Below are 19,695 nucleotides of genomic sequence, written 5' to 3' on the forward strand. Positions count from 1 at the left end.
CGACGGGCCTCAGTTGGCCGAATAGAGGACGTTCTCGCGAGTGCCGTCCCACTCGATGACGGTGCCGTTCACCTTGAGGCTGTTCTCCTCGAAGGACAGGTCACTGCCGAGCGCACCGGTCCACGTGCCGCCGGCCATCTCCACCATGGCGTCCTTCACCGCGCCACGGTTGGCGCTACCAGCCGCTTCGATCGCCTTCGCGACGAACCAGGTGGCGTCATATGCTTCGGCGGCGTACGGGAACGGCTCTTCATCGTTGTTCGCGGTCTTGTACTTCTCGATGAACTCGATCGAGGCAGGGTCGTCGGTGCCCGGAGCAAAGTCGACCGGCCAGATCATCCCGGCGCCGTTCTCGCCAGCGGGCTCAAGAGTGTTGGCGCCAGCGGAGGAGTTGCCCAGGACCGGGCCATCGAACCCGGCCTGCCGAAGCTGCTGCATCGCCGTCGCGTTTGCCGGGCCGATCTGCAGGATCGAGACCACATCGGGATCACTTTCCAGAACCTGCTTGATCGGCGCACTGAAGTCCTGGGTCGTCTGCTGGGTCGCGACCGAGCTGGTGACCTCGATGCCGAGTTCCTCGGCCATCTCCGGAATCGCCACTTCGCCGAGTTCCTTGAGTGTCGGCACCCATGCCCCGTAGACCATGCCGATGGAGGTCCAACCTTCCTTTGCGATCTGCTCCGAGAGGATGTTGTAGTAGCTGCTCATGGGCGTCGGGAACCGGTAGGTGTAATCACCCAGAATCACGCCGGGCGAGCCAGCCTGGATGTAGACGATCGGCATCTTCTGCTTCTCCGCGATCGGCGACTGGGCCAGCGCTTCGGCACTGCTCAGTGAGCCGAGCACCGCGGTGACCTCGCTGTCCGCAATCGCAGCGGTGACGTCACTCGCGGCCTTCTGCACGGACGCCTGCGTGTCCCGGACGTCGATCTCGAGGGTGACCCCGTCCCCGAGGAAGCCCGACTCGTTGATCTCCGCCGCGGCGAGCTCATAGCCCTTCTCGGCTTCAGCACCCGCGAACGCGGCAGGCCCGGTCAGCGGGACGCTGACCATGACCTTCACGGTCTCCGGCAGTTCGTCCCCACTGCTCGGTCCGGCTCCCCCGGGACCCGCGGCGGTACCGCCGCAGCCTGCCAGGAACAACGACGACGCCAGCACCACACCTCCTACCAACTGACCCCGTGATCGCTTCTGTGAATGCTTCGGGCCGAACGGCTCCATGACCTGCTCCTTCGCTGATGTGACGAGGCCCACAGGGTGACACAAGTGAATCGTAATTCACAAGAGATTAGTGACATTGAATTCACTAGTTTGGAGCCGACACGCTCAGCCCAGGCGTTCGGAAACATGCAGACAGGGCCACGTGTGGCCCTCTGGAGGTCCAAGTGAAACGGGCATCACTTGCTTGGGAGCCCTCGGCCCTGACGCGGCACCCGGCGTCGGGCACGTCAGACCTCCGTCCCTGCCTTGCACAGGGGGCCGGCTGGCGCCGACACGGTCCAATCAGCGCCTAGGCGAGCTTCAAGATGGACTGCGCCGAGCGAGTCAGGATCTCCACGAGCTCGTCGCCGCTCAACACCACTTGGTGGAACAGGACCGCCTGGATGGCACCGATCGCGACGTACACCCTCGTCCGGGTGACGGGCTCGCTGAGACCCTCGAGCTCACCGAGGACGTGCACCCACTCCTCCAGGTACAAACGCTGCTTGCGGCGCAGTCGCACCTGGTCGTCGCGCGGCAGGTTGGACAACTCGCTGTAGTAGATCTGGGCGAGATGCCGCTTGAACACGACGAACTCGATCTGTCCCTGGACCAGTTGGTCGAGTGCTTGCTGAAGGTCGTCCGTCCCCTCGACGGCGGAGCGCGCCTGAGCCAGGAGGTCGTCGATGACCTGCTCGAAGAGCTCGACCAGGATCGCCGCCTTGCTCTCGAAGTGTCGGTAGATTCCCGACCCGACGATGCCGGCGCGCTCTCCGATCTCGGCCATCGAAACGGAGTGGTAGCCGCTGTCCGCGAGAAGACCGGCGGCCGCGTCAAGGATCTTTTCCTTGCGGGCAGGATCGCGAGTGCGCTGTGCCACTGGTCCCCCTTGCTCGACGTTCTGTTGTGCAGTGCCGGCGACCGACCAACGACGGTCAGTCATCGGATGGACATTAGCAACTCGGTCATCTCAACACGTGTGGACCCGAATCAGGCGGACGCGTGCCGCACGACCGTGGCCGTGTTGTACAGCTTTCCAAGCTCATCTCGAGTCTGGATCTCCACCACGGCCTGCGTGCGACCGAGGTGGCTTACCTTGGCCGTCACCATGAGATTCGTGCCCTGAGGAGCACCACGTACCAGTTGCAGGCGCACCGACGCGGTGCTCTTCAGTGCGGGGGCGGCACGAGCCGCTGCACGTTCGACGAGGCAGAAGTGGATTCCGCCATGAAGGTTCCCCATGGGATTGGTGAGCCGCTCGGTCACCGTGAGCGCGAGACGGGGCGGAGCTCCGTTCGCGGCATACCCGAGGACGGTATCGATGTCGGTGCGGTCCAAGGGCGCGAGCTCGATCTGTCGTTCAGGGCGCTTGGCCTCCGATCGGGGCTGTTCGTCACGGAAACGGCCTCGCAGGACGCAGCGGGCAACTACTCGCCCGTCGGCGGTAGACACCTCACCTGTCGCGAGCGCTCCAAGTTCGTCCGCGTGGACCACGCGGCCGACACAGGTGATGCCACCGGTTGATGGGAGCGGTCCCGTCACATCCACGGAGAGCTCGGTGCTTACCGACCATCCTCCGGCCATGTCGTTCACCGCGTAGCCCAGCACGTCGTCGACCAGGACGCCGAGCCCGGCAACCTGGGGTCGCCCTCCGGCTGTCACGGACGTGCCGGTCGGCATCCATGCGTACAACGAGCCGTCTTGGCGACGGTCGATACGGGCAACCTCGAACAGCAGGTCTGGGCCACTGAGGACAAGGTCGACCGCGCCCTCCGGCGCGACGACGCTCAATCGTTCCACCTCAGTACGACTTGGGCAGTCCGAGGGTGTGGGTGGCCACGAAGTTGAGGACCATCTCCCGGCTGACCGGCGCCACTTTCAAGAGCCGTGCGGTCCCCCACAGGTGGGCCAAGCCGAACTCGCTTGCGAGTCCGTTCCCTCCGTGCGTCTGGATGGCGACATCGAGAGCCACGAGCGCTGCCTCAGCGGCGGCGTACTTCGCCATGTTGGCCGATTCCCCGGCAGGCTTTCCGTTGTCGTGCAGCCAGGCGGCGCGGGCAGTCATCAGGCGAGCGAGCTCCACGTCGACGGCCGCTGCGGCGAGCGGGTGCGACACGCCCTGATGGGCGCCGATGGGCACTCCCCACACCTCACGCTGCCGCGCGTAGGCGGAGGCCTTGGCCAAGGCGTAGCGCGCGATGCCGGTTTCGATCGCAGCGCCGGTGATGCGTTCTGGATTCAACCCTCGGAAGACGATCTTCATGCCCTCACCGACTTCGCCCACTCGCCGATCGTCACTGATGCGGACCTGGTCGAACGTGAGGGTGTACTGCTTCTCGGGCGCCCTAACCTCGACCGGGATCAGCGCGCGCTCGAGACCAACGGCGTCCGTGGGAACGACGAACAACGTCATTTCGCCGCCTCCCTTCGCGGACGTGCCCGTGCGAGCGACCACTAACAGGTTGGAGGCCTCATCGACGCCCGAGATGTAGTACTTGGTGCCGGACAGCACCCATTCGTCCCCGTCGCGGACGGCCTTGGTGGTGAGTTCGTGCGTGTTGGACCCCGCGTCGGGCTCGGTAATGGCGAACACCATCTTGTCCGACCCGTCCGCCATGGCCGGCAACCAGCGTTGCTTCTGCTCGTGGGTGCCGAATTCCTTGAGCACCTCTCCTGAGATGGCCGCGGAAACCAGCAGGAGGAGCAAGGGAGCGCCGGACGCGGCGGTCTCCTCCACCACGATGGCCAGTTCCGTGATGCCGGCACCGCCACCGCCGTATTCCTCGGGCAGGTTGACCCCGAGGAGACCGGACTGGCCCAGCGCTGACCACAACTCGTGGGTGCGACCGTCGCGGGCCAGGACATCCCGGAAGTACTCGTCGCCGAATGAGGTGCACAACTGCGCCACTGCCTTGCGCAGGCTTGCGTGCTCGTAGCTCTCCTCGAAGTCCATGATGCTCCTGCCATTGCTGTCGCTGATCTGGGTGTGAAGTGACGCTCGGTACGCCGATAGACGGGTCCTGCATGAGGAGACTCAGCCCTGGAACTGCTCCCTGAGCTTGTACTTCATGACCTTGCCGCCCACGGTTTCCGGTAGCGCCTTGACGAAGATCACGTGCTTGGGCGTCTCGAAGCCCGCCAACCGCTCGCGCGCGAACGCAATGAGTTCCTCCTCGGTCGTCGTGCTCCCGTCAGCCGGGACAACGACCGCTGTGACGGCTTCCCCCCAGCGGTCATCGAGGAGCCCGACGACCGCGACTTTGGCAACCGATGGATGCATTGAGACAACGGATTCAACGCGGATCGTTGACACGTTCTCTCCGCCGGACTTCACCAGGTCCTTGTAGCGGTCGACCATGACGCGCAAGCCGTCGTTGTCGTAGAGGCAACTGTCTCCCGAATGGAACCACCCGTCGCGGAACGCTTCGCGCGTCGCGGGCTCGTCCTTGTAGTACCCCGCTGCGATCACCGGGGAGCGGTACACGGCCTCACCGGCCATCCCTGGTTGTCCTTCGAGGGAGTTGCCGTCCAGGTCGATGATTCGCGATGCGAGGAGTGGGCTCGGGATGCCCACGTAGTTCATCTGCGGGGCCGTGGCCTCGTAGACATCGGGCCACTTGGCCGGCCAGAAGCGGTGACACGAGATCGATTCGGTCTGTCCGAAGATCTCGACGACATCGAGCTGGGGGCAGTGGACCCGGAAGCCCTTCAGGACCGATGGCGGGAGGGCCGCCCATCCGTAGACGGCCATGGTGAGGCTGGCAACATCGCGTGGACTCTCGTCCAGTACGCCGACGAGTGCCCGGACCATGGCCGGGGAGCCTGCCCAGAGCGCCGTCACGCGTTCGGCCTCGATGGCACGCGCGATCGCCTCCGGATCGGGTGAGCGTCCAAGCACGACGGAGCCGCCAGCGACGAAGGCCGCAAGAGCAAACACGTAGTGGCCGACGTGATACATCATCGGCAAGAAGGTCGCCACCTTCACGTCGGACTCGACGCGCAGCCCTCGTGTGAGCGTCAGGGCGAAGCCGTGAGCGGCCAGCGTCACGGTGGTGTGGGACTCCATGACGCCCTTGGGCATCGCGGTGGTCCCAGAGGTGAACAGGATCTCCCAGATGTCATCGCCATGGACGGTTGCCTCGGGCTCATCCGTGGGCTGTCCTGCGACGAAGTCGGTGAACGACTGGCTCGCGCCGATGACGTCGCCGCCGATCTCGATCGTGACGTCTGGCTCGCGGTCGGTGTCGCTGAACGCGGGACGCACCCTGGGCCACAGCTCGGCGTCAACGACGAGGTAGCTGGGCTCCACGCGATCGACCAGGTGCCGCACCACGTCCGGGGCGAGGTTGGGGTTGAGGGGAGCGACGACGACGCCGATCTTGGATGCCCCGAGCTTGAAGGCGTAGCCCTCAACGCTGTTCTCACACACCATCAAGACGCGATCGCCGCGCTGCAGCCCCGCAGCTCGCAGCCCGTGACCGACCTGGTTCATCAGGCGGTCCAGCTCGGCGAAGGTGAGGCGCTCGAAGGCCGGGTCGGCGAAGGCGCCGCTGCCGGCCACGAGCGCCTCCTTGTCGGGGGTGCTCCACGTGAGGCGCTCGACAATGTCGGCGACACTCACTCGGTTCCATCGTTGGTCGGCGCGACGGTCGTAGAGATTGACGACGTCGTGCGATGCAGATGCCTGGGTATTCACATGCCCTCCTCGGGTGACGAGCAGCACACTAAGCGAATCTCAATTCACTTGGCTAGTCTCCCAGCGACTTTTCCTGGTCTTTTTCCGGCTTCGGGGCGACACTAGTGAACTGTGAATCACATTCAGAGTGCTGTGGCGGACGCCGTCGGGGTCATCACGATGGCCCGACCACGCCATGCCAACGCCATCAATCTGCACGTTGCCGAGCAATTGACGTCAGCCGTCACGGCACTGCTCGACCGAGACGACGTCCATGTCCTGCTGTTGCTGGGTCGCGGTGAGCACTTCTGCGCCGGAGGCGACGTGAAGGCCATGGCTGCCGAGCCGCCCGAGTGGGCGACCCAGGTCGCCCGCACGATGCACGAGTGCATCCGTGCCCTGCACGCGTCGTCGAAGGTGATCGTCGCGGGGGCACAAGGCGCCGTAGCAGGTGCAGGCCTGTCGTTGGCTCTCGCATCAGACCTCGTCGTCGCGACACCCGAGACCAGGTTCGTCGCGGCATGGCACAAGGTCGGCCTGACCCCCGACGCGGGTGCCAGCTGGCTACTCCCCCGGGCAGTCGGTAGCCACCGAGCCGCAGCAATGCTTGTCGCTGGGCGTGAGGTGAGAGGCCCAGAGGCGCTCAAATGGGGTCTGGTCACCGAGCTCGCGGCCGCAGCCGACCTCCAGTCGCGGTCCCATGCCCTGGCTGCGGAAGTAGCGAGCGGGGCATGGCGTGCGGCTGGCGCCACTCGCTCGCTCCTACGCTCCGCTTGGGACGTGACACTTCCGTCTCGTCTCGGCGAGGAGTGCCAGACGATCGGACTGATGCGCAAGCAGAACCAGAGCGAGCTTGATCAGTTCCTGCTGAGTCGACCCCAGCGATGACGCTGACGACCCCGTGGCGACCGAGTCATGTCCATCCCCGCACCCCGAAGGTAGAGAACCATGTTCCGTAGGACCATCAAACCGAGCAGCCAGGACCTCGCAAGGGTCGCCGTGTTCGCCGGCATCGTTGCCGCCCTCGGGCTCATTCCCGCCATTCCGGCCTTCGGTGGCGCTGTACCGATCACGGCCCAGTCCCTCGGTGTGATGCTGGCCGGAGCAATCCTGGGGCCGCGCCGCGGCGCCCTGGCACTCATCGTGTTCCTGACCTTGGTCGCTCTCGGGCTGCCGCTGCTCGCCGGGGGTCGTGGCGGCCTCGGCGTATTCGCCGGGCCCTCCGTCGGCTACCTCATCGGATTCCCCGTCGCAGCGTTCGCGGTCGGCGCCCTCACCTATGCAGCCGGAGCCCCCTACCGTGTCTCCCGGGGGGGTCCTGGTCAACGTGCTCGGCGGTGTCTTGGTCCTCAATGCCTTGGGTATCTTCGGCCTCGTGGTGCGAGCCGACCTCAGCCCTGCCGCAGCCGTGTCGGCGGCTCTGGTGTTCGTGCCTGGTGACGTGATCAAGGCCGTCCTCTGTGCCTTGGTCGCGCGCGGAGTACACGCCGCCTCCCCCGGATTGCTGCCCGAGCGGCGTTGGCAAGGACGCCGTGACCCTTCGTATGTCTCCGTCTGAGCCGACGGACATCCTCGCAGCCAAGGACCCAGTCGAGTCCTTCGCAAAATCACACCGGGAGGGTCGCCGAGTCGCGCTCACCACGTCGGGCACCTCCGCGCGGTCACGCCGCATCGTGCGGTCCACGGCTTCGTGGGTGGACTCATTCCCGCATGTCTCGTCGTTGCTTGGCCTCGACGCCTCCAGCCGAGTATGGATCCCCGGTCCTCTCGCCTCGACGATGAATCTGTTCGCAGCCGTGCACACAGCATGGGCGGGCGCGACGCGCGTGGACACACCGCACATGGCGACGCACGCGCACATGCTGCCGGCCACTCTGCGTCATGAGCTGGATGCCCGCCCCGAAGTCCTCGTCGGCCGACACGTCCTCGTTGCCGGCGACGGGCTCAAGCGATCCACGTACGACGAGGCCACCGCCCACGGCATTCGGGTCAGCCACTACTACGGAGCGGCGGAGCTGTCCTTCGTCGCGTGGGGTGCACACGCCAAATCGCTGCGCCCCTTCCCGGGAGTCGAGGTGGCCAGCCGCAGTGGCGAGCTGTGGGTGCGTTCGCCCTACGTGTGCGAGGGATACCTGGAGGCGGACCTGGTCGTCCGCAGCGACAGCGCGGGGTGGTCGACGGTGGGCGACCGGGGTGAGGTCGTGGACGGGTACGTCGCCGTCCTGGGCCGCGAAGGCGGTATCACCACCGCCGGTGCGACGGTGATGGTGGCCGACATCGAGCACGTGCTGCGTCCCCACGCCGTGGGCGACATAGTCGTCGTGGGACTGCCCCATCCCGAGCTGGGCGAGGTGGTGGTCGCCGTGGTCACCCGCTCCGACGACGTGCCCCACCTGCGAGCGCGCTCGCGACAACGGCTGTCCACACCGCAGCAGCCGCGGCGCTGGCTGCACCTGGAGTCCCTGCCCCTCACCACGAACGGCAAGGTCGATCGACGCGCCGTGGTGAGCGCCGTGTCGACGAGTGGTGCGCTCCAGTGATGAGCCAGGTCAGCCCCGTGATCGTCGCCGCCGCGAGGACGCCGATCGGCACCGCCGACCACGCGTTCGCCAGCCTCACCGTCGAGCAGCTGGGTGCTCCGGTTCTCCGTTCGCTCCTCGACCGGACCGGTCTCAACGGTGACGAAGTCGATGACGTGATCCTCGGCAACTGCATGGGACCAGGCGGGAACGTCGCCAGGCTCACGGCGCTCACGGCCGGACTGCCGGCGGGAGTCCCAGGACTCACCGTTGATCGGCAGTGCGCCAGCGGCCTGGCCGCAATCGACCTCGCCGCCCAGCTGGTCCGCGGGGGCGCTCGCATCGTGCTCGCCGGGGGCGTGGAGTCGGCCAGCACCGCACCCTGGCGGTCCTGGCCACCAGTGGATGGCGCCGAGCCGGTCCGCTACCAGCGCGCCCCCTTCGCCCCTGCGCCAGAGGACCTGGACATGGGGCTGGCCAACGACCTACTGGCCGCCGAGGCGGGCGTTGCCCGCGAGCGCCAGGACGCATACGCGGCTCGCTCCCACGCACGCGCCGTGGCCGCGCAGCAGGGCGGCGTGTTCGACGCCGAGATCGTGCCGCTCGCCACGGTGTCGCGAGATGACCGCCCCCGCGCCGGATTCACGGAACAACGACTTGCGCGACTTCGCCCGGCGTTCCGCGCAAGGGGCACTGTGACCGCCGGGAACTCCTGCGGCATCAGCGACGGAGCGGCCGCCGTGGCCGTGGTCAGTCGAGAGGTGCAGGAACGCCTGGCCGTGCCCGGGCTGCGCGTGCTGGCCACCGCCACCACGGGCGTCATGCCCTCCCGCCCCGGACGAGGGCTGGTTCCCGCCGTACACCTGGCGCTCGAACGAGCCGGAGCCTCGCTCGACCAGGTCGACGCGATCGAGCTCAACGAAGCCTTCGCCGGGCAGATCCTGGCCTGTTGCGACGAACTCGGCCTGGACCCGGCACGGGTGTGTGCCGAGGGTGGCGCGCTCGCGCTCGGCCATCCGTGGGGTGCATCCGGGGCGGTCCTTGTGGTCCGGCTCTTCTCACGGCTGGTGACCCGAAACCAGGGCCGCCTCGGTCTGGCTGCGATCGCCGCCGGCGGCGGTATGGGGGTAGCCATGGTGGTGGAGCGGTGCTGATCAGCGTCACTGGCGTCACACACACCTACCCCGGTCGTCCCGTCCCGGTGCTGCGCGACGTCGATGTCGTGCTGGACGAGCAACGGATCGGCGTGATCGGAGCCAATGGCTCTGGGAAGTCGACCTTCGTCCGTCTGCTCAACGGACTCGTCGTCCCGTCCTCGGGCAGCGTCACGATCGACGGGCTCGACACATCGCGCCAAGGGCGTGAGATCCGCCGGAAGGTCGGCTTCTGCTTTACCGACCCCGACTCCCAGATCGTGATGCCGACAGTCGCAGAGGACGTGGCGTTCGGGCTTCGACGGCGCGGTCTGACCAAGGACGAGAGGGCCTCCCGGGTGAAAGGCATCCTGTCGGAGTACGCACTCGACCAGCACGCCGACCACGCGGCTCACCTCCTCTCCGGTGGGCAGAAGCAACTGCTCGCCCTCGCGTCGATTCTGGTGACCGAGCCCGCTCTCCTGGTCATGGACGAACCGACGACACTGCTCGACCTGCGCAACACGAAGATGGTCGCCCAACTGGTCGCCGACCTCCCACAGCAGGTCGTCCTGGTCACCCATGGCCTTGAGCTGCTCACCGACTTCGACCGGGTCCTGGTGTTCGACGAGGCCAAGCTGGTCCATGACGGCGCCCCGGCCGAGTCGATCAAGCTCTACAGAGACCTGATGACATGACGACGACCATCGGGCTCTACCGCTCGGGCACCTCGGTCCTGCACCGGCTGCCGGCAGGGATCAAGCTCTCGACGCTGGTCGTGGCCGGCTTCTGCTCCATTCTCGTGCGCACTCCTGCCCAGACCGCCGCCGCGCTGGTCGTCGTGGTGCTGGGCTATGCCGCCGGCGGGATCCCGCTCCCTTTGTTGTGGCAGACCTTGCGGCCCCTGTTGTGGGTTGTCGTCCCACTGGCTGCCTTCCAGGTCATCGTCATGGGTTGGGTTCGCGCTGCGGTCATCGTCGGCGTGATCGTGGCCCTGGTGCTGCTCGCCGGACTCGTCACCCTCACGACTCGCACTAGCGACCTGGTCGACGTCATAGTCCGACTGAGCCGGCATCTGCGCTTTCTGGGCGTCAGTCCGGAACGGATCGGTCTCATGCTGAACCTCGCCATCCGCGGAGTACCACTAGTCATTGAGCTGGCGGAATCGATCAGGGACGCGCAGCACGCGCGCGGACAAGTCGTCAGTCCACGCGCATTCGCCGTGCCGCTCATCGTGGGCGCGCTGAGGCGCGCCGACGAGATGGGCGACGCGCTAGCCGCGCGCGGCTTCGACGACTGACGTTTGACCATGCGCTTGCGAATTTGAGCGTGCCGTTGCTTGGGTTGGGTGAAAGGTCCACTCGGGAGAAACCTTGCGAGTCGCAACGGCCCGATGCTGATGCCGCAGGGCGCCGCCATCCCGCGTGGTGTGCTCCACAGCGGGGCCATACCGCGTCGCGCCTCGTGATGTCTGGTCGCTCGTCGTAGACCGCCCCACGCTCATGCCCGTTATACGGGGTCTACTTCGCCCAATGGATCGAACATCGTTGGCTCTGATCGGTCCCGAAAATCCTCGCCACCCGGGGACGAGATGCTCACCCTGCAAGAAGCCTGCGCCTTCCTCCGAGTCCCCGAAGGCACCCTGCGCTACTGGCGCCACCTCGGCTTCGGACCCCGCAGCTTCAAGATCGGCCGCCACGTCCGCTACTGGCGCACCAACCTCGTCCTCTGGGCTCACCGAACAGACCAACCGTCAACAGGAGCGGGAATGAACAGCGGCGGCTGTCGGCGTCAGCACGGAGAATGAGTCATGGCCAGCATCGAGAAGCGCGTCCGCGACGGTCGGACGTCGTGGCGCGTGCTCTATCGCACGCCCGCCGGCGCTCAGCGGAGCAAGAGCTTTGCCCGCAAGGTCGACGCCGAGCGTTTCCGCGCCAGCATGGAGACCTCCAAGGTCACCGGGACGTACGTCGACCCGACGCTGGCGAAGGTGGCGGTCGGCGCGTGGGCTCAGCGGTGGCTGGACGGGCAGACTCACCTCAAGCCGAGCACGCGAGCGCGCTATGAGGTAATCGTGCGCAAGCACATTCATCCGAAGTGGGGCCGGGTCAGGCTCGCCAATGTCTCCCATGGTGACGTTCAGGCCTGGGTCACCGAGCTGGCGCGGGGCCACTCCCTCGCCACCGTCCAGAAGATCCACCGCGTGCTCAGTCTGGTCCTCGACATGGCAGTGAAGGACGGCCGACTCGCGCGCAACGTCGCGACCGGTGTCAACCTGCCGCGGGTCGGCAAGCACGAACATCGCTACCTCACCCACGAGCAGGTGGACGACCTCGCCACGGCGACCGGCTACCCGAGCGACGTGAGCAAGTTCAGCAGTCTGGACACCCGCACCAATGAGACCTGTCGGCTGGTCGTGCTCTTCCTGGCCTCACGGGCGTCAGGTACGGCGAGATGGCCGCGCTGCGGGTCGGCCGGATCGACCTGCCCCGAAGTCGCGCGGTGATCGCCGAGTCCGTCACGCCGGTCCAGGGCGGGCTTGGTCTGGGGCACCCCGAAGACGCACCAGAGACGCGAGGTGCCGATCCCGCGGTTCCTCGCGACCGAGCTGGCAGAGCACGTGAAAGACAAGGAGGTCGACGACCTGGTCTTCGCCGGCATTCGCAACGGCCAGCCGCTGCGGGTCAGCACGTTCCGGACCGCGTTCGGTGCCGCGTCCAGGGCGATCGGCGTGCCCGATCTCCACCCGCACGAGCTCCGGCGTACCGCGGCAAGTCTGGCGATCGCCAGTGGCGCCGACGTCAAGGTCGTCCAGCAGATGCTCGGGCACGGCTCGGCGACGATGACGCTCGACACCTACGGCCATCTGTTCGATGACCGGCTCGACGAGGTCGGCGAGGCGATGGATCGGGCCCGTGAAGCGGCGCGGACGCGGAGAGGTCTGTTGCTCCGTGTTGCCCCAGCGTTGCTCGAGACCGATCTCAGCCGAAAATGAAGAAGAGGCCCCTCCCAGCGTCTCCGCTGGGAGGGGCCCCTTCTCTGACCTGTACCCCCGACCGGATTCGAACCGGCGCTACCGCCTTGAGAGAGGGATCGAGGGGTTGATGGACGATGACGAGAATCACTGAAACTGCAGGTCAGAGGCACAATCGGCGATTGGCCACCGTTGGCAATCTCGGGCTGTTTCTGGACCTTGTGTTGCCCCAGTGTTGCCCGAGACACCCGGACCGGAGCACGCAGCCCGATGGACGCGAGGAGCCGCCACGAAGAAGCGTCCTCGAATCTGTGAGGGCAGTTCGGGGGCAGCGGCGCCGGCTCTACGTCGCGCCGTTCTCGCTGTCGGTCTCCACGCTGTAGACAGGGCCGCCAGCCGTGGCAGCAAGGAGGGCCTCGGTCGCGGCGTCGGCCTGCTACCGCGTGAGGTTGTGGCTCGACGGTCCGTCGCCCTCGCCACCAGTGGCGACCGCGACCCCGCCGGCGATCGTCGCGGCGAACGGCGCGGCGACCGGCGCGAGTCCCGCTGCTCTGATGATCAGGCGCTTGCGCATCTTGCGATCGCACGTGGGCTGGCCGAGCGGGCCGGCGGTCGGCTCGACCTGCTCGACTCTCCCGCCGGTGCACATCTGCGGGTTCTGCTGCCAACTTCCCGGCCGGACCGGTCAGGCAGCAACCGCTCCCGTCACGAGTAGACCCATGAGCAGGACGGCAACGCCGAGCCGGTAGTAGACAAAGACGTCGAAGCTGTGCCGCGCGACGTAGCGCAGGAGGCACGCGATCGTGGCGTACGCGACCACGAACGATACGACCGTCCCGACCGCGACTGGCCCGATGCCGACTCCCCCGCCGACCGCTTCCTTGAGCTCGTACAGTCCCGCGCCGGTCAGGGCGGGGATGGAGAGAAAGAAGGACAGCCGGGTCGCGGCGACGCGGTCGAGGCCGCGGAGCAGGCCGGTCGAGATCGTCGCGCCCGAGCGGGAGAACCCCGGGAACGAGAGGGCCAGCACCTGCGCCGTTCCGACCACCACGGAGTCCGTGAGGGTGATGTCGGACTCCGGTCGCGTGTGCGAGCCCACCCGGTCAGCCACCCACATGAACGCGCTGCCCGCGAACAACGACGCCGCGACCACCCAGAGCGACGCCAGCGGCCCGTCGATCAGCGGCTTCGCGAGCAGTCCGATCACGACGACGGGGATAGTCGCCCACACGATCCACCACGCGAAGCTGTAGTCCGGGTCAGTACGGCGCTCCCGGCTGACTAGGCCCCGCACCCAGGCGGTCGCGAGCCGCGCGATGTCGCGGGCGAAGTAGAGGAGCACGGCAGCGATGGCGCCCATCTGGATCACCGCGGTGAACCCGACGATGCTGTCGTCGCCGACGTCCAGGCCGAGCAGGCCCTCGACGATCTTGAGGTGGCCCGTCGAAGAGACCGGGAGGAACTCGGTCAGTCCCTCGACGACGCCGAGGACGGCCGCCTGCCAGAGGCCGATCACGCCTCGGCATCCACGGGGATGGGCCGCTGGATGTCGTGGCCGGAACGGTGGGCATAGGCGACGAGCGTGGCGATCGCCATGGCGAGGATCGCCGTGAGGGGCAGGTCGCCGAATCCCAGGCCTCCGCCGATCTCGTGTTCCTTGCCGATCCAGTCGGCGAACGACGCTCCGAGCGGGCGGGTCAGCACGTACGCCGCCCAGAAGCACAGCGTCGCGTTCGCCCCGAGCCGCCACGCGACGAGGGGCACCATCATCGCCGCCAGGAAGAACAGGCCCGCCGAGAAGAAGCCGAGGTCCATGGTGAGTCCGACCAGGTCGCCGACCGCCGTACCCAGCGCGAAGGTCGCCAGGACCGTGGCCCAGTAGAAGCGCTCGCGTCTGCGGGTGTCGATGTGGTGGATCGAGAGCGTGCCCTCGGAGCGGTGCCACCAGGTGAACAGGACCGCCACCGCGAGCGCGTAGAACGCCGAAGTGACGTAGTAGGACAGACCGGTGGCGACGTGCAGGACGTCGGCCACCATGGTCCCGAAGACGGCCACCATCGACACGCAGAACCAGTACGTCGGGGCGTGGTACCGGTCGGCGCGCAGCTGAAGCCACATGGCGAGGGCGAAGCCGCCGACGCCGATAATGCCGCCGAGCACCAGGCTGGCCTCGCCGAGCCCGTCGGACGCGGCCTCTCCCATGCCGGTGGTCAGCACCTTGATGACCCAGAAGAGGGCGGTGATCTCCGGGACCTTGGCTGCGATCGGTTCGAGACGCGAGCGCCGGGATCGGGTGCGGGCAGGGACGGGAGTGGGCGCGTCGAGCGCGTCGGCTGTCGGGTACACGGGTCGGGACGTTAGGGATCGCTTCCTGCACGCAACCTGACTTGTCGCGAACTGACCACCGCCGTACGCCGCGGTCAGGTGAGTGGCAGGGAGAGGTTCCTAGCGTGCGAGCGTGATCCCCTCCCTGACGCGTACCTGGCCGGCCTCGGCCCCGTCGCGCTCCTCGTCGTGATGGCGATCGTCTTCGCCGAGACCGGGCTGCTGGTCGGGTTCTTCCTGCCGGGCGACTCGTTGCTCTTCACCGTCGGGGTGCTGACCTCGGCGGGCGTGCTCGGGCTCCCGTTCGGCGTCGTGGCGCTCGGCATCTGTGTCGCCGCACTCGTGGGCGACCAGGTCGGCTACCTGATCGGGCGGCGCGGAGGCCCCCGAGTCTTCAACCGTCCGGGATCGCGGCTCTTCTCCCAGGCCCATGCCGACCGGGCGCAAGCGTTCTTCGCCCGCCATGGCTCGCGCGCCGTCGTGCTGGCGAGGTTCGTGCCCGTCGCGCGCACGTTCACGCCTGTCGTCGCCGGCGTCGGGCGGATGCCGTACCGCCGGTTCCTCGCCTACAACCTCCTCGGCGCGCTCGCGTGGGGCGTCGGGGTGCTGACCGCCGGCTACTTCCTCGGTGGCGTGCCGTTCGTCGCGGCTCACGTGGAGCTCATTCTGCTCGGCGTCGTCGCCGTCTCCCTCGTACCCGCGGTCGTCGCCACGGCGCGCCACCGCCGAAGTGCCGGCCGTGCCGAGAAGACCGACGCCGAGCCGATCGCCCAGTCGCCGGACGCGATGTCGGGCAGTCCTGTCCGGTGAGCCGGATGCGGTTCAGCCGCTACGGACCGCCCGGGAGCGAGGTCTTCCGATGATCGTCATGTCGCTCCTGCGATCGACCGCGCCCGTCCTCACCGCGGTCCTCCTCCTGGTCGCCTGCGGCGGCACCGGCTCGGACTCATCCGAAGGGCGTGAGACCAGCAGACACGCGCCGCTCACCCCGTCGTCCGTCGTCCCCGTCTCGAAGCTCCTCGTCGTGGTCGTCGAGAACCACTCCCTGGCGGAGATGCGCCACGGCATGCCGTACACGCTCCGTGTGTCCCGCACGTACGGATACGCGACCCGGTTCCACGCCATCACTCATCCGTCGCTGCCCAACTACCTCGCGATCGCCGGAGGGAGCACCTTCGGCGTCCTCGACGATGCGTCACCCGCGAGCCACCCCGTTCACGGCAGGTCGGTCTTCGGCCAGGCCGTGACCCGAGGCAAGACCGCTCGCGTCTACGCCGAGGGCATGCCTCGACCGTGCGCGCTCGAGTCGGGCGGTCGGCGCTACGCCGTCAAGCACAACCCGTGGGCGTACTTCGTGGGCGAGCGCCCCGCCTGCCACCGCGATGACGTCTCCTTAGCCGCCTTCCGCGGCGACACCGCGGCCGGGGAGCTGCCGAACGCCGGCATGGTGGTTCCTGACCTCTGCCACGACGCGCACGACAGGGACTGCTCGCTCGGCGATGCAGATAGGTGGCTGCGGAGACTGCTGAGGCCGGTCCTGGCGGGACCGGACTTCGCGGCAGGCCGCCTGGCGGTCGTCGTGACCGCGGACGAGGACGACTACTCGCAGGGCAACCGCGTCCTTACGACGGTCCTGCACCCGAGCCAGCACGGCCACGTCGTCGGCGCCGTACTCGACCACACGAGCCTGACCCGCCTGTACGACCAGGTGCTCGGCGCGCCGCTGCTGCGCGGGGCCCGATCCGCGCCCGACCTGGCCGCAGCGTTCGGTCTTCCGATCGCCCCCCTCCTGAGCACCCGCGCCTCAGCCGCGAGGCAGTCGGATCAGGAACCGGGTGCTGGCCTCGCTCGGCGCGACGGCCACGTCACCGCCGACGGTGCGCGCGATCCGGCGGGCAATGGCGAGCCCGAGCCCGGCCCCGGATCCCGAGGCCGACGTACGACCCGGCTCAAAGATCCGCTCGACCTCCTCGCTCGCGACCCCCGGCCCGTCGTCGTCGACGAAGATGTCGACCGCGCCGGACGTCTCCACTGTCGTGACCTCGACCCGGGTCCGCGCGAAGCGCAGGGCGTTCTCGACGACCGGGCTGATGGCACGGACGGCGAGGGCGTGCGGCAGCGCCAGCCGCCCCTCCGCGACGTCGACGTCGAGCACTACCGAGCCCGCGGAGGCCTGCTCCGCGACGTCGCGGAGCACCTCGACCAGCGAGCACTGCGACGCCGTCACGATCTGCGCCTCGTTGCGCGCGAGCTCGAGCAGTGCGGTGATGGTCGCCGACATCCGTTGGCTGGCCGCCGAGATCTCCTCGACGTCGCGCTGCGCCTCCGCCGGGAGATTGTCGCGAAGCAGGATCAGGTCGGCCATGCCCTGGATCGTCGTCAGCGGCGTCCGGAGCTCATGGGCGAGCTCGGAGGTCAGCCGCTGCTCGGAGCGGATCGCCGAGGCGACCTTCTCGAGGAGCTGGTTGAGGGTCCCGGCCAGCGCACTCAGCTCGTTGTCCGGCGTGCCGAGGTCGAAGCGACGGCTGAGGTCCTGCTCGCTCCACTCGGCGGCCGTCTCGGCCATCACGGTGACCGGACGCAGGGCGCGACGGGTGGTCCAGGCAGCGATCACGGCCGCCGCGATCGTCGTGAGCACCCCGGTCACCAGGGTCACGATCAGCGCGAGGCGCTCCGCCTCCTCGTACGGCTCCAGCCGTTCCGTCACGATCACGACGCCGGACGCACCACCCGTGGCCGTGAACGGATCGGCGAGGACACGGCCGTGCTCTCCATGGGTCTCGACGGTCTTCGTGTCGACGGTGGCGAGCTCGGCGTAGTGCGCGCTGAGGCTCGTGGGGGGCGCGCCGGCGACGAGGTGACCCCGGTCGTCGTATACCGCGACCCCGGCGTCGAGCTGGGCGTCGGGGACGACCAGCTCACCCGACGAGGCCGTCGTCGCCGAGCTGATGACCGCGTCAGCCCGATCCTGGAGGACCCGGTCGACGTCGCTGGTGGTGATCCGGGCGAGCACCACCTGGACGACCAGGGTGAGGAGAAGCATCGCCACGGCGGTGATGCCGGCCGTCAGGAGGACGATCTGCCGCCGGAAGGAGCGCGGCAGGCGCGGCCACCTCACCGGATGCGAAACCCAACACCCCGGACCGTCTCGATCGAGACCGGCGAGGCGATGGACTCGAGCTTGGTCCGGATCCGGCGCATGAAGGAGTCCACGGTGTTCTCGGCCACGACGGCTCCTTCCGGCCAGGCTGCCGCGATCACCGTACGCCGACGCACCACCTCGTCGGGCCGCGACGTGATTGCGGCGAGCATCCGGAACTCCGTGGGCGTCAGGAGCACCTCGCCGGACGGCGTGCGTGCGGCGTGCCGGGCCGGATCCAGATCGAGGCCCGCCGTCGTCGAGAGCGGCGGGCGGCCGCGGCGACCCAGCGCCTCCACCCGGGCGATCAGCTCCTTGAGCTCGAAAGGCTTCGCGACGTAGTCGTCGGCGCCCGCGCCGAAGCCGGCCAGCCGGTCGTGGGTCGCGCCGAGTGCCGTCAGGAAAAGGACCGGCGCGTTCTGGCCCGCGGACCGGAGCGCCTGGCAGACGTCGCGGCCGTCGGAGTCGGGCAGCCCGATGTCGATGATCAGCACGCCGATGCCGCTGTCGGCACCGAAGAGCCGCAGCGCCTCTCCCCCATCGTGCGCCATCACCGTCTCGTGCCCGGCGAAGCGCAGCGCCTCGGCCAGGAGCCGGCGAATGGCCGGGTCGTCCTCGCACACGCCGATGATCATGCCGACCATTCTCGACCCGGCAACGTGCCAACAGCCTGAACGCGGCGTTCTGGCCGGCCCGTCGGGTAGGTCGTCACGATGCCGAGCACCACGGCCACCGCACCGATAGCGAGACCGGCGACATCGTCGACCACGAAGTGCCAGCCGAGGTAGACCGTCGCCACGATCGTGAGGACCAGGTACCCGGCCAGGACGAGTGCCGTCCGGCGCAGCCGGTAGTAGACCGCCATCAGCACGATCACGGTGGTGACACCGACGTGCAGGCTGGCGAACGCCGACACCTGGGCGAACGCGTCGTGCGCGGAGGGATCCGCGAGCAGGTGGGCGCGCTGTCCCATGTACGTCGCCTGGGTGGTCGTCACGATCGTGTGCGGAAGCCCGGCGAAGTCCTGCGGACGGTCGTGAAAGGGCCCGAGCGAGGGCACCAGGTAGTAGCTGGCGACCCCCAGGATCCACACCCAGACCGCCGAGGCGATGAAGACGACTCCGTCCCGAATCCGATCGGCAAACACCACAGCGGCGACAAACGCGATCGAGACCAGCGTCGGGAAGGACTCGTAGACGATCACCAGCAGGTACGCCGACCAGTGCTCGCCCAACAGCGTGTGGAGAAGCACCGCCGGCGAGTGCCCGAGGAAGAGCGCCCGGTCGACGCCGGTCAGGGCGTGGTCGCGGGGCGCGTTCAGGACGTCCCAGCTCTTCAAGTTGTGGTAACTGGCGTATACCAGGTGATAGGCGAGCAGGGCGGAGGCTGCCCGGAGGAGCCGCCGCACCGGCCACCGCCGGCCCAACATCTCCCAGATGACCCGCAGGCGATGCCGTCCACGCGGCACCCGCCGTACGGCGTCCAGGACCGCGAGCACCACGAAGGTCCCGGTCGTGATCGCGATCCGCACCCGGAGGATCTCGCTACCGGGGTCGCGCACCGGGATCCCGACGACCACTGACCGCCACAACGCCACTCCGGCGAAGACCACGGCGATCGCCCAGATCCTCAGCAGCCAACCCGCGGCCGGCTCCGAGTCCTCCGCGCCGTCGTCCCCGACGGGCGATCCAGCGACGTACGGCACGGAGGGCAGGGTGAGGCGCACCGCA

The 19,695-nt window shown here is 68.1% G+C and carries 22 protein-coding genes and 1 pseudogene; 12 read left to right on the forward strand and 11 right to left on the reverse strand.

Annotated elements, in window-relative coordinates; translation table 11 throughout:
- Window positions 1–9: 9 nt before the first annotated feature.
- The 5 genes from ABEA33_RS02955 to ABEA33_RS02975 all read right to left on the reverse strand — a co-directional run bounded on the left by ABEA33_RS02955 (window position 10) and on the right by ABEA33_RS02975 (window position 5,923).
- Window positions 10–1,221, reverse strand: coding sequence for an ABC transporter substrate-binding protein (locus ABEA33_RS02955; protein WP_345525073.1), 1,212 nt, complete (start codon window positions 1,219–1,221; stop codon window positions 10–12).
- Window positions 1,222–1,510: 289 nt separating this feature from the next.
- Window positions 1,511–2,080, reverse strand: coding sequence for a TetR/AcrR family transcriptional regulator (locus tag ABEA33_RS02960; RefSeq protein WP_345525074.1), 570 nt, complete (start codon window positions 2,078–2,080; stop codon window positions 1,511–1,513).
- A gap of 110 nt (window positions 2,081–2,190) precedes the next feature.
- On the reverse strand, window positions 2,191–2,991 hold the full coding sequence (locus ABEA33_RS02965) for a PaaI family thioesterase (protein ID WP_345525075.1): 801 nt from the start codon (window positions 2,989–2,991) through the stop codon (window positions 2,191–2,193).
- Window positions 2,992–3,001: 10 nt separating this feature from the next.
- Window positions 3,002–4,153, reverse strand: a complete 1,152-nt coding sequence (locus ABEA33_RS02970; RefSeq protein WP_345525076.1) for an acyl-CoA dehydrogenase family protein — start codon at window positions 4,151–4,153, stop codon at window positions 3,002–3,004.
- 81 nt (window positions 4,154–4,234) lie between these two features.
- Window positions 4,235–5,923, reverse strand: coding sequence for an AMP-binding protein (locus tag ABEA33_RS02975; protein ID WP_345525077.1), 1,689 nt, complete (start codon window positions 5,921–5,923; stop codon window positions 4,235–4,237).
- 84 nt (window positions 5,924–6,007) lie between these two features.
- Between ABEA33_RS02975 and ABEA33_RS02980 the strand changes: the two genes are divergently transcribed.
- From ABEA33_RS02980 to ABEA33_RS03025, 10 genes are all read left to right on the forward strand, one after another.
- Window positions 6,008–6,763: an enoyl-CoA hydratase/isomerase family protein gene (locus tag ABEA33_RS02980; protein WP_345525078.1), complete on the forward strand. Its 756-nt coding sequence runs from the start codon at window positions 6,008–6,010 to the stop codon at window positions 6,761–6,763.
- A 204-nt stretch (window positions 6,764–6,967) separates the two neighbouring features.
- A complete protein-coding gene (locus tag ABEA33_RS02985; protein WP_345525428.1) occupies window positions 6,968–7,315 on the forward strand; it encodes a biotin transporter BioY in 348 nt (115 codons plus the stop codon).
- Window positions 7,251–7,433, forward strand: a complete 183-nt coding sequence (locus ABEA33_RS02990; RefSeq protein ID WP_345525079.1) for a hypothetical protein — start codon at window positions 7,251–7,253, stop codon at window positions 7,431–7,433. The genes ABEA33_RS02985 and ABEA33_RS02990 overlap by 65 nt, the downstream gene beginning before the upstream one ends.
- A 283-nt stretch (window positions 7,434–7,716) precedes the next feature.
- On the forward strand, window positions 7,717–8,415 hold the full coding sequence (locus tag ABEA33_RS02995; protein WP_345525080.1) for an AMP-binding enzyme: 699 nt from the start codon (window positions 7,717–7,719) through the stop codon (window positions 8,413–8,415).
- Window positions 8,415–9,548, forward strand: coding sequence for a thiolase family protein (locus ABEA33_RS03000; RefSeq protein ID WP_345525081.1), 1,134 nt, complete (start codon window positions 8,415–8,417; stop codon window positions 9,546–9,548). Before ABEA33_RS02995 ends, ABEA33_RS03000 begins: the two co-directional genes overlap by 1 nt.
- The gene (locus tag ABEA33_RS03005; RefSeq protein WP_345525082.1) at window positions 9,542–10,225 is read left to right on the forward strand and encodes an energy-coupling factor ABC transporter ATP-binding protein; all 684 of its coding nucleotides are present in this window, start codon (window positions 9,542–9,544) and stop codon (window positions 10,223–10,225) included. Before ABEA33_RS03000 ends, ABEA33_RS03005 begins: the two co-directional genes overlap by 7 nt.
- On the forward strand, window positions 10,222–10,827 hold the full coding sequence (locus ABEA33_RS03010) for an energy-coupling factor transporter transmembrane component T family protein (protein WP_345525083.1): 606 nt from the start codon (window positions 10,222–10,224) through the stop codon (window positions 10,825–10,827). The genes ABEA33_RS03005 and ABEA33_RS03010 overlap by 4 nt, the downstream gene beginning before the upstream one ends.
- A gap of 291 nt (window positions 10,828–11,118) precedes the next feature.
- A complete protein-coding gene (locus tag ABEA33_RS03015) occupies window positions 11,119–11,334 on the forward strand; it encodes a helix-turn-helix domain-containing protein (RefSeq protein ID WP_345525084.1) in 216 nt (71 codons plus the stop codon).
- Window positions 11,335–11,337: 3 nt separating this feature from the next.
- Window positions 11,338–12,033: a tyrosine-type recombinase/integrase gene (locus ABEA33_RS03020; protein WP_345525085.1), complete on the forward strand. Its 696-nt coding sequence runs from the start codon at window positions 11,338–11,340 to the stop codon at window positions 12,031–12,033.
- A gap of 33 nt (window positions 12,034–12,066) precedes the next feature.
- Window positions 12,067–12,522 (forward strand): site-specific integrase, encoded by a 456-nt coding sequence (locus tag ABEA33_RS03025; RefSeq protein ID WP_345525086.1) that lies wholly within the window; start codon window positions 12,067–12,069, stop codon window positions 12,520–12,522.
- Between the two features lie 415 nt (window positions 12,523–12,937).
- Here the strand turns inward: ABEA33_RS03025 and ABEA33_RS03030 are convergent, their stop codons facing one another.
- The 3 genes from ABEA33_RS03030 to ABEA33_RS03040 all read right to left on the reverse strand — a co-directional run bounded on the left by ABEA33_RS03030 (window position 12,938) and on the right by ABEA33_RS03040 (window position 14,847).
- Window positions 12,938–13,075 carry a hypothetical protein gene (locus tag ABEA33_RS03030; protein ID WP_345525087.1) on the reverse strand — a complete coding sequence of 46 codons (138 nt, stop codon included), beginning with the start codon at window positions 13,073–13,075 and terminating at the stop codon, window positions 12,938–12,940.
- Between the two features lie 111 nt (window positions 13,076–13,186).
- Entirely contained in the window at window positions 13,187–14,014 is an 828-nt protein-coding gene (locus tag ABEA33_RS03035; RefSeq protein ID WP_345525429.1) for an undecaprenyl-diphosphate phosphatase, read from the reverse strand.
- Complete coding sequence (locus tag ABEA33_RS03040) at window positions 14,014–14,847, reverse strand: COG4705 family protein (protein WP_345525088.1); 834 nt, start codon at window positions 14,845–14,847, stop codon at window positions 14,014–14,016. The genes ABEA33_RS03035 and ABEA33_RS03040 overlap by 1 nt, the downstream gene beginning before the upstream one ends.
- 78 nt (window positions 14,848–14,925) lie before the next feature.
- Here ABEA33_RS03040 and ABEA33_RS03045 point away from each other — a divergent pair, with 78 nt between their 5' ends.
- Both ABEA33_RS03045 and ABEA33_RS03050 read left to right on the forward strand, forming a co-directional pair.
- Entirely contained in the window at window positions 14,926–15,636 is a 711-nt protein-coding gene (locus tag ABEA33_RS03045) for a VTT domain-containing protein (RefSeq protein WP_345525090.1), read from the forward strand.
- A gap of 256 nt (window positions 15,637–15,892) precedes the next feature.
- Window positions 15,893–16,522: pseudogene (locus ABEA33_RS03050) on the forward strand (alkaline phosphatase family protein); the annotation flags it as partial.
- A 108-nt stretch (window positions 16,523–16,630) separates the two neighbouring features.
- On the opposite strand, the gene ABEA33_RS03055 reads toward ABEA33_RS03050, so the two are convergent.
- Genes ABEA33_RS03055 through ABEA33_RS03065 form a run of 3 tightly spaced genes read right to left on the reverse strand, consistent with a single transcriptional unit; the run spans window position 16,631 to window position 19,691 of the window.
- Window positions 16,631–17,944: a HAMP domain-containing sensor histidine kinase gene (locus ABEA33_RS03055; protein WP_345525091.1), complete on the reverse strand. Its 1,314-nt coding sequence runs from the start codon at window positions 17,942–17,944 to the stop codon at window positions 16,631–16,633.
- Entirely contained in the window at window positions 17,941–18,600 is a 660-nt protein-coding gene (locus ABEA33_RS03060; RefSeq protein ID WP_345525092.1) for a response regulator transcription factor, read from the reverse strand. The genes ABEA33_RS03055 and ABEA33_RS03060 overlap by 4 nt, the downstream gene beginning before the upstream one ends.
- Window positions 18,597–19,691 carry a phosphatase PAP2 family protein gene (locus ABEA33_RS03065; RefSeq protein ID WP_345525093.1) on the reverse strand — a complete coding sequence of 365 codons (1,095 nt, stop codon included), beginning with the start codon at window positions 19,689–19,691 and terminating at the stop codon, window positions 18,597–18,599. Before ABEA33_RS03065 ends, ABEA33_RS03060 begins: the two co-directional genes overlap by 4 nt.
- Window positions 19,692–19,695 lie beyond the last annotated feature (4 nt).

The organism is Nocardioides endophyticus (assembly GCF_039543845.1).
GTDB lineage: Bacteria > Actinomycetota > Actinomycetes > Propionibacteriales > Nocardioidaceae > Nocardioides > Nocardioides endophyticus.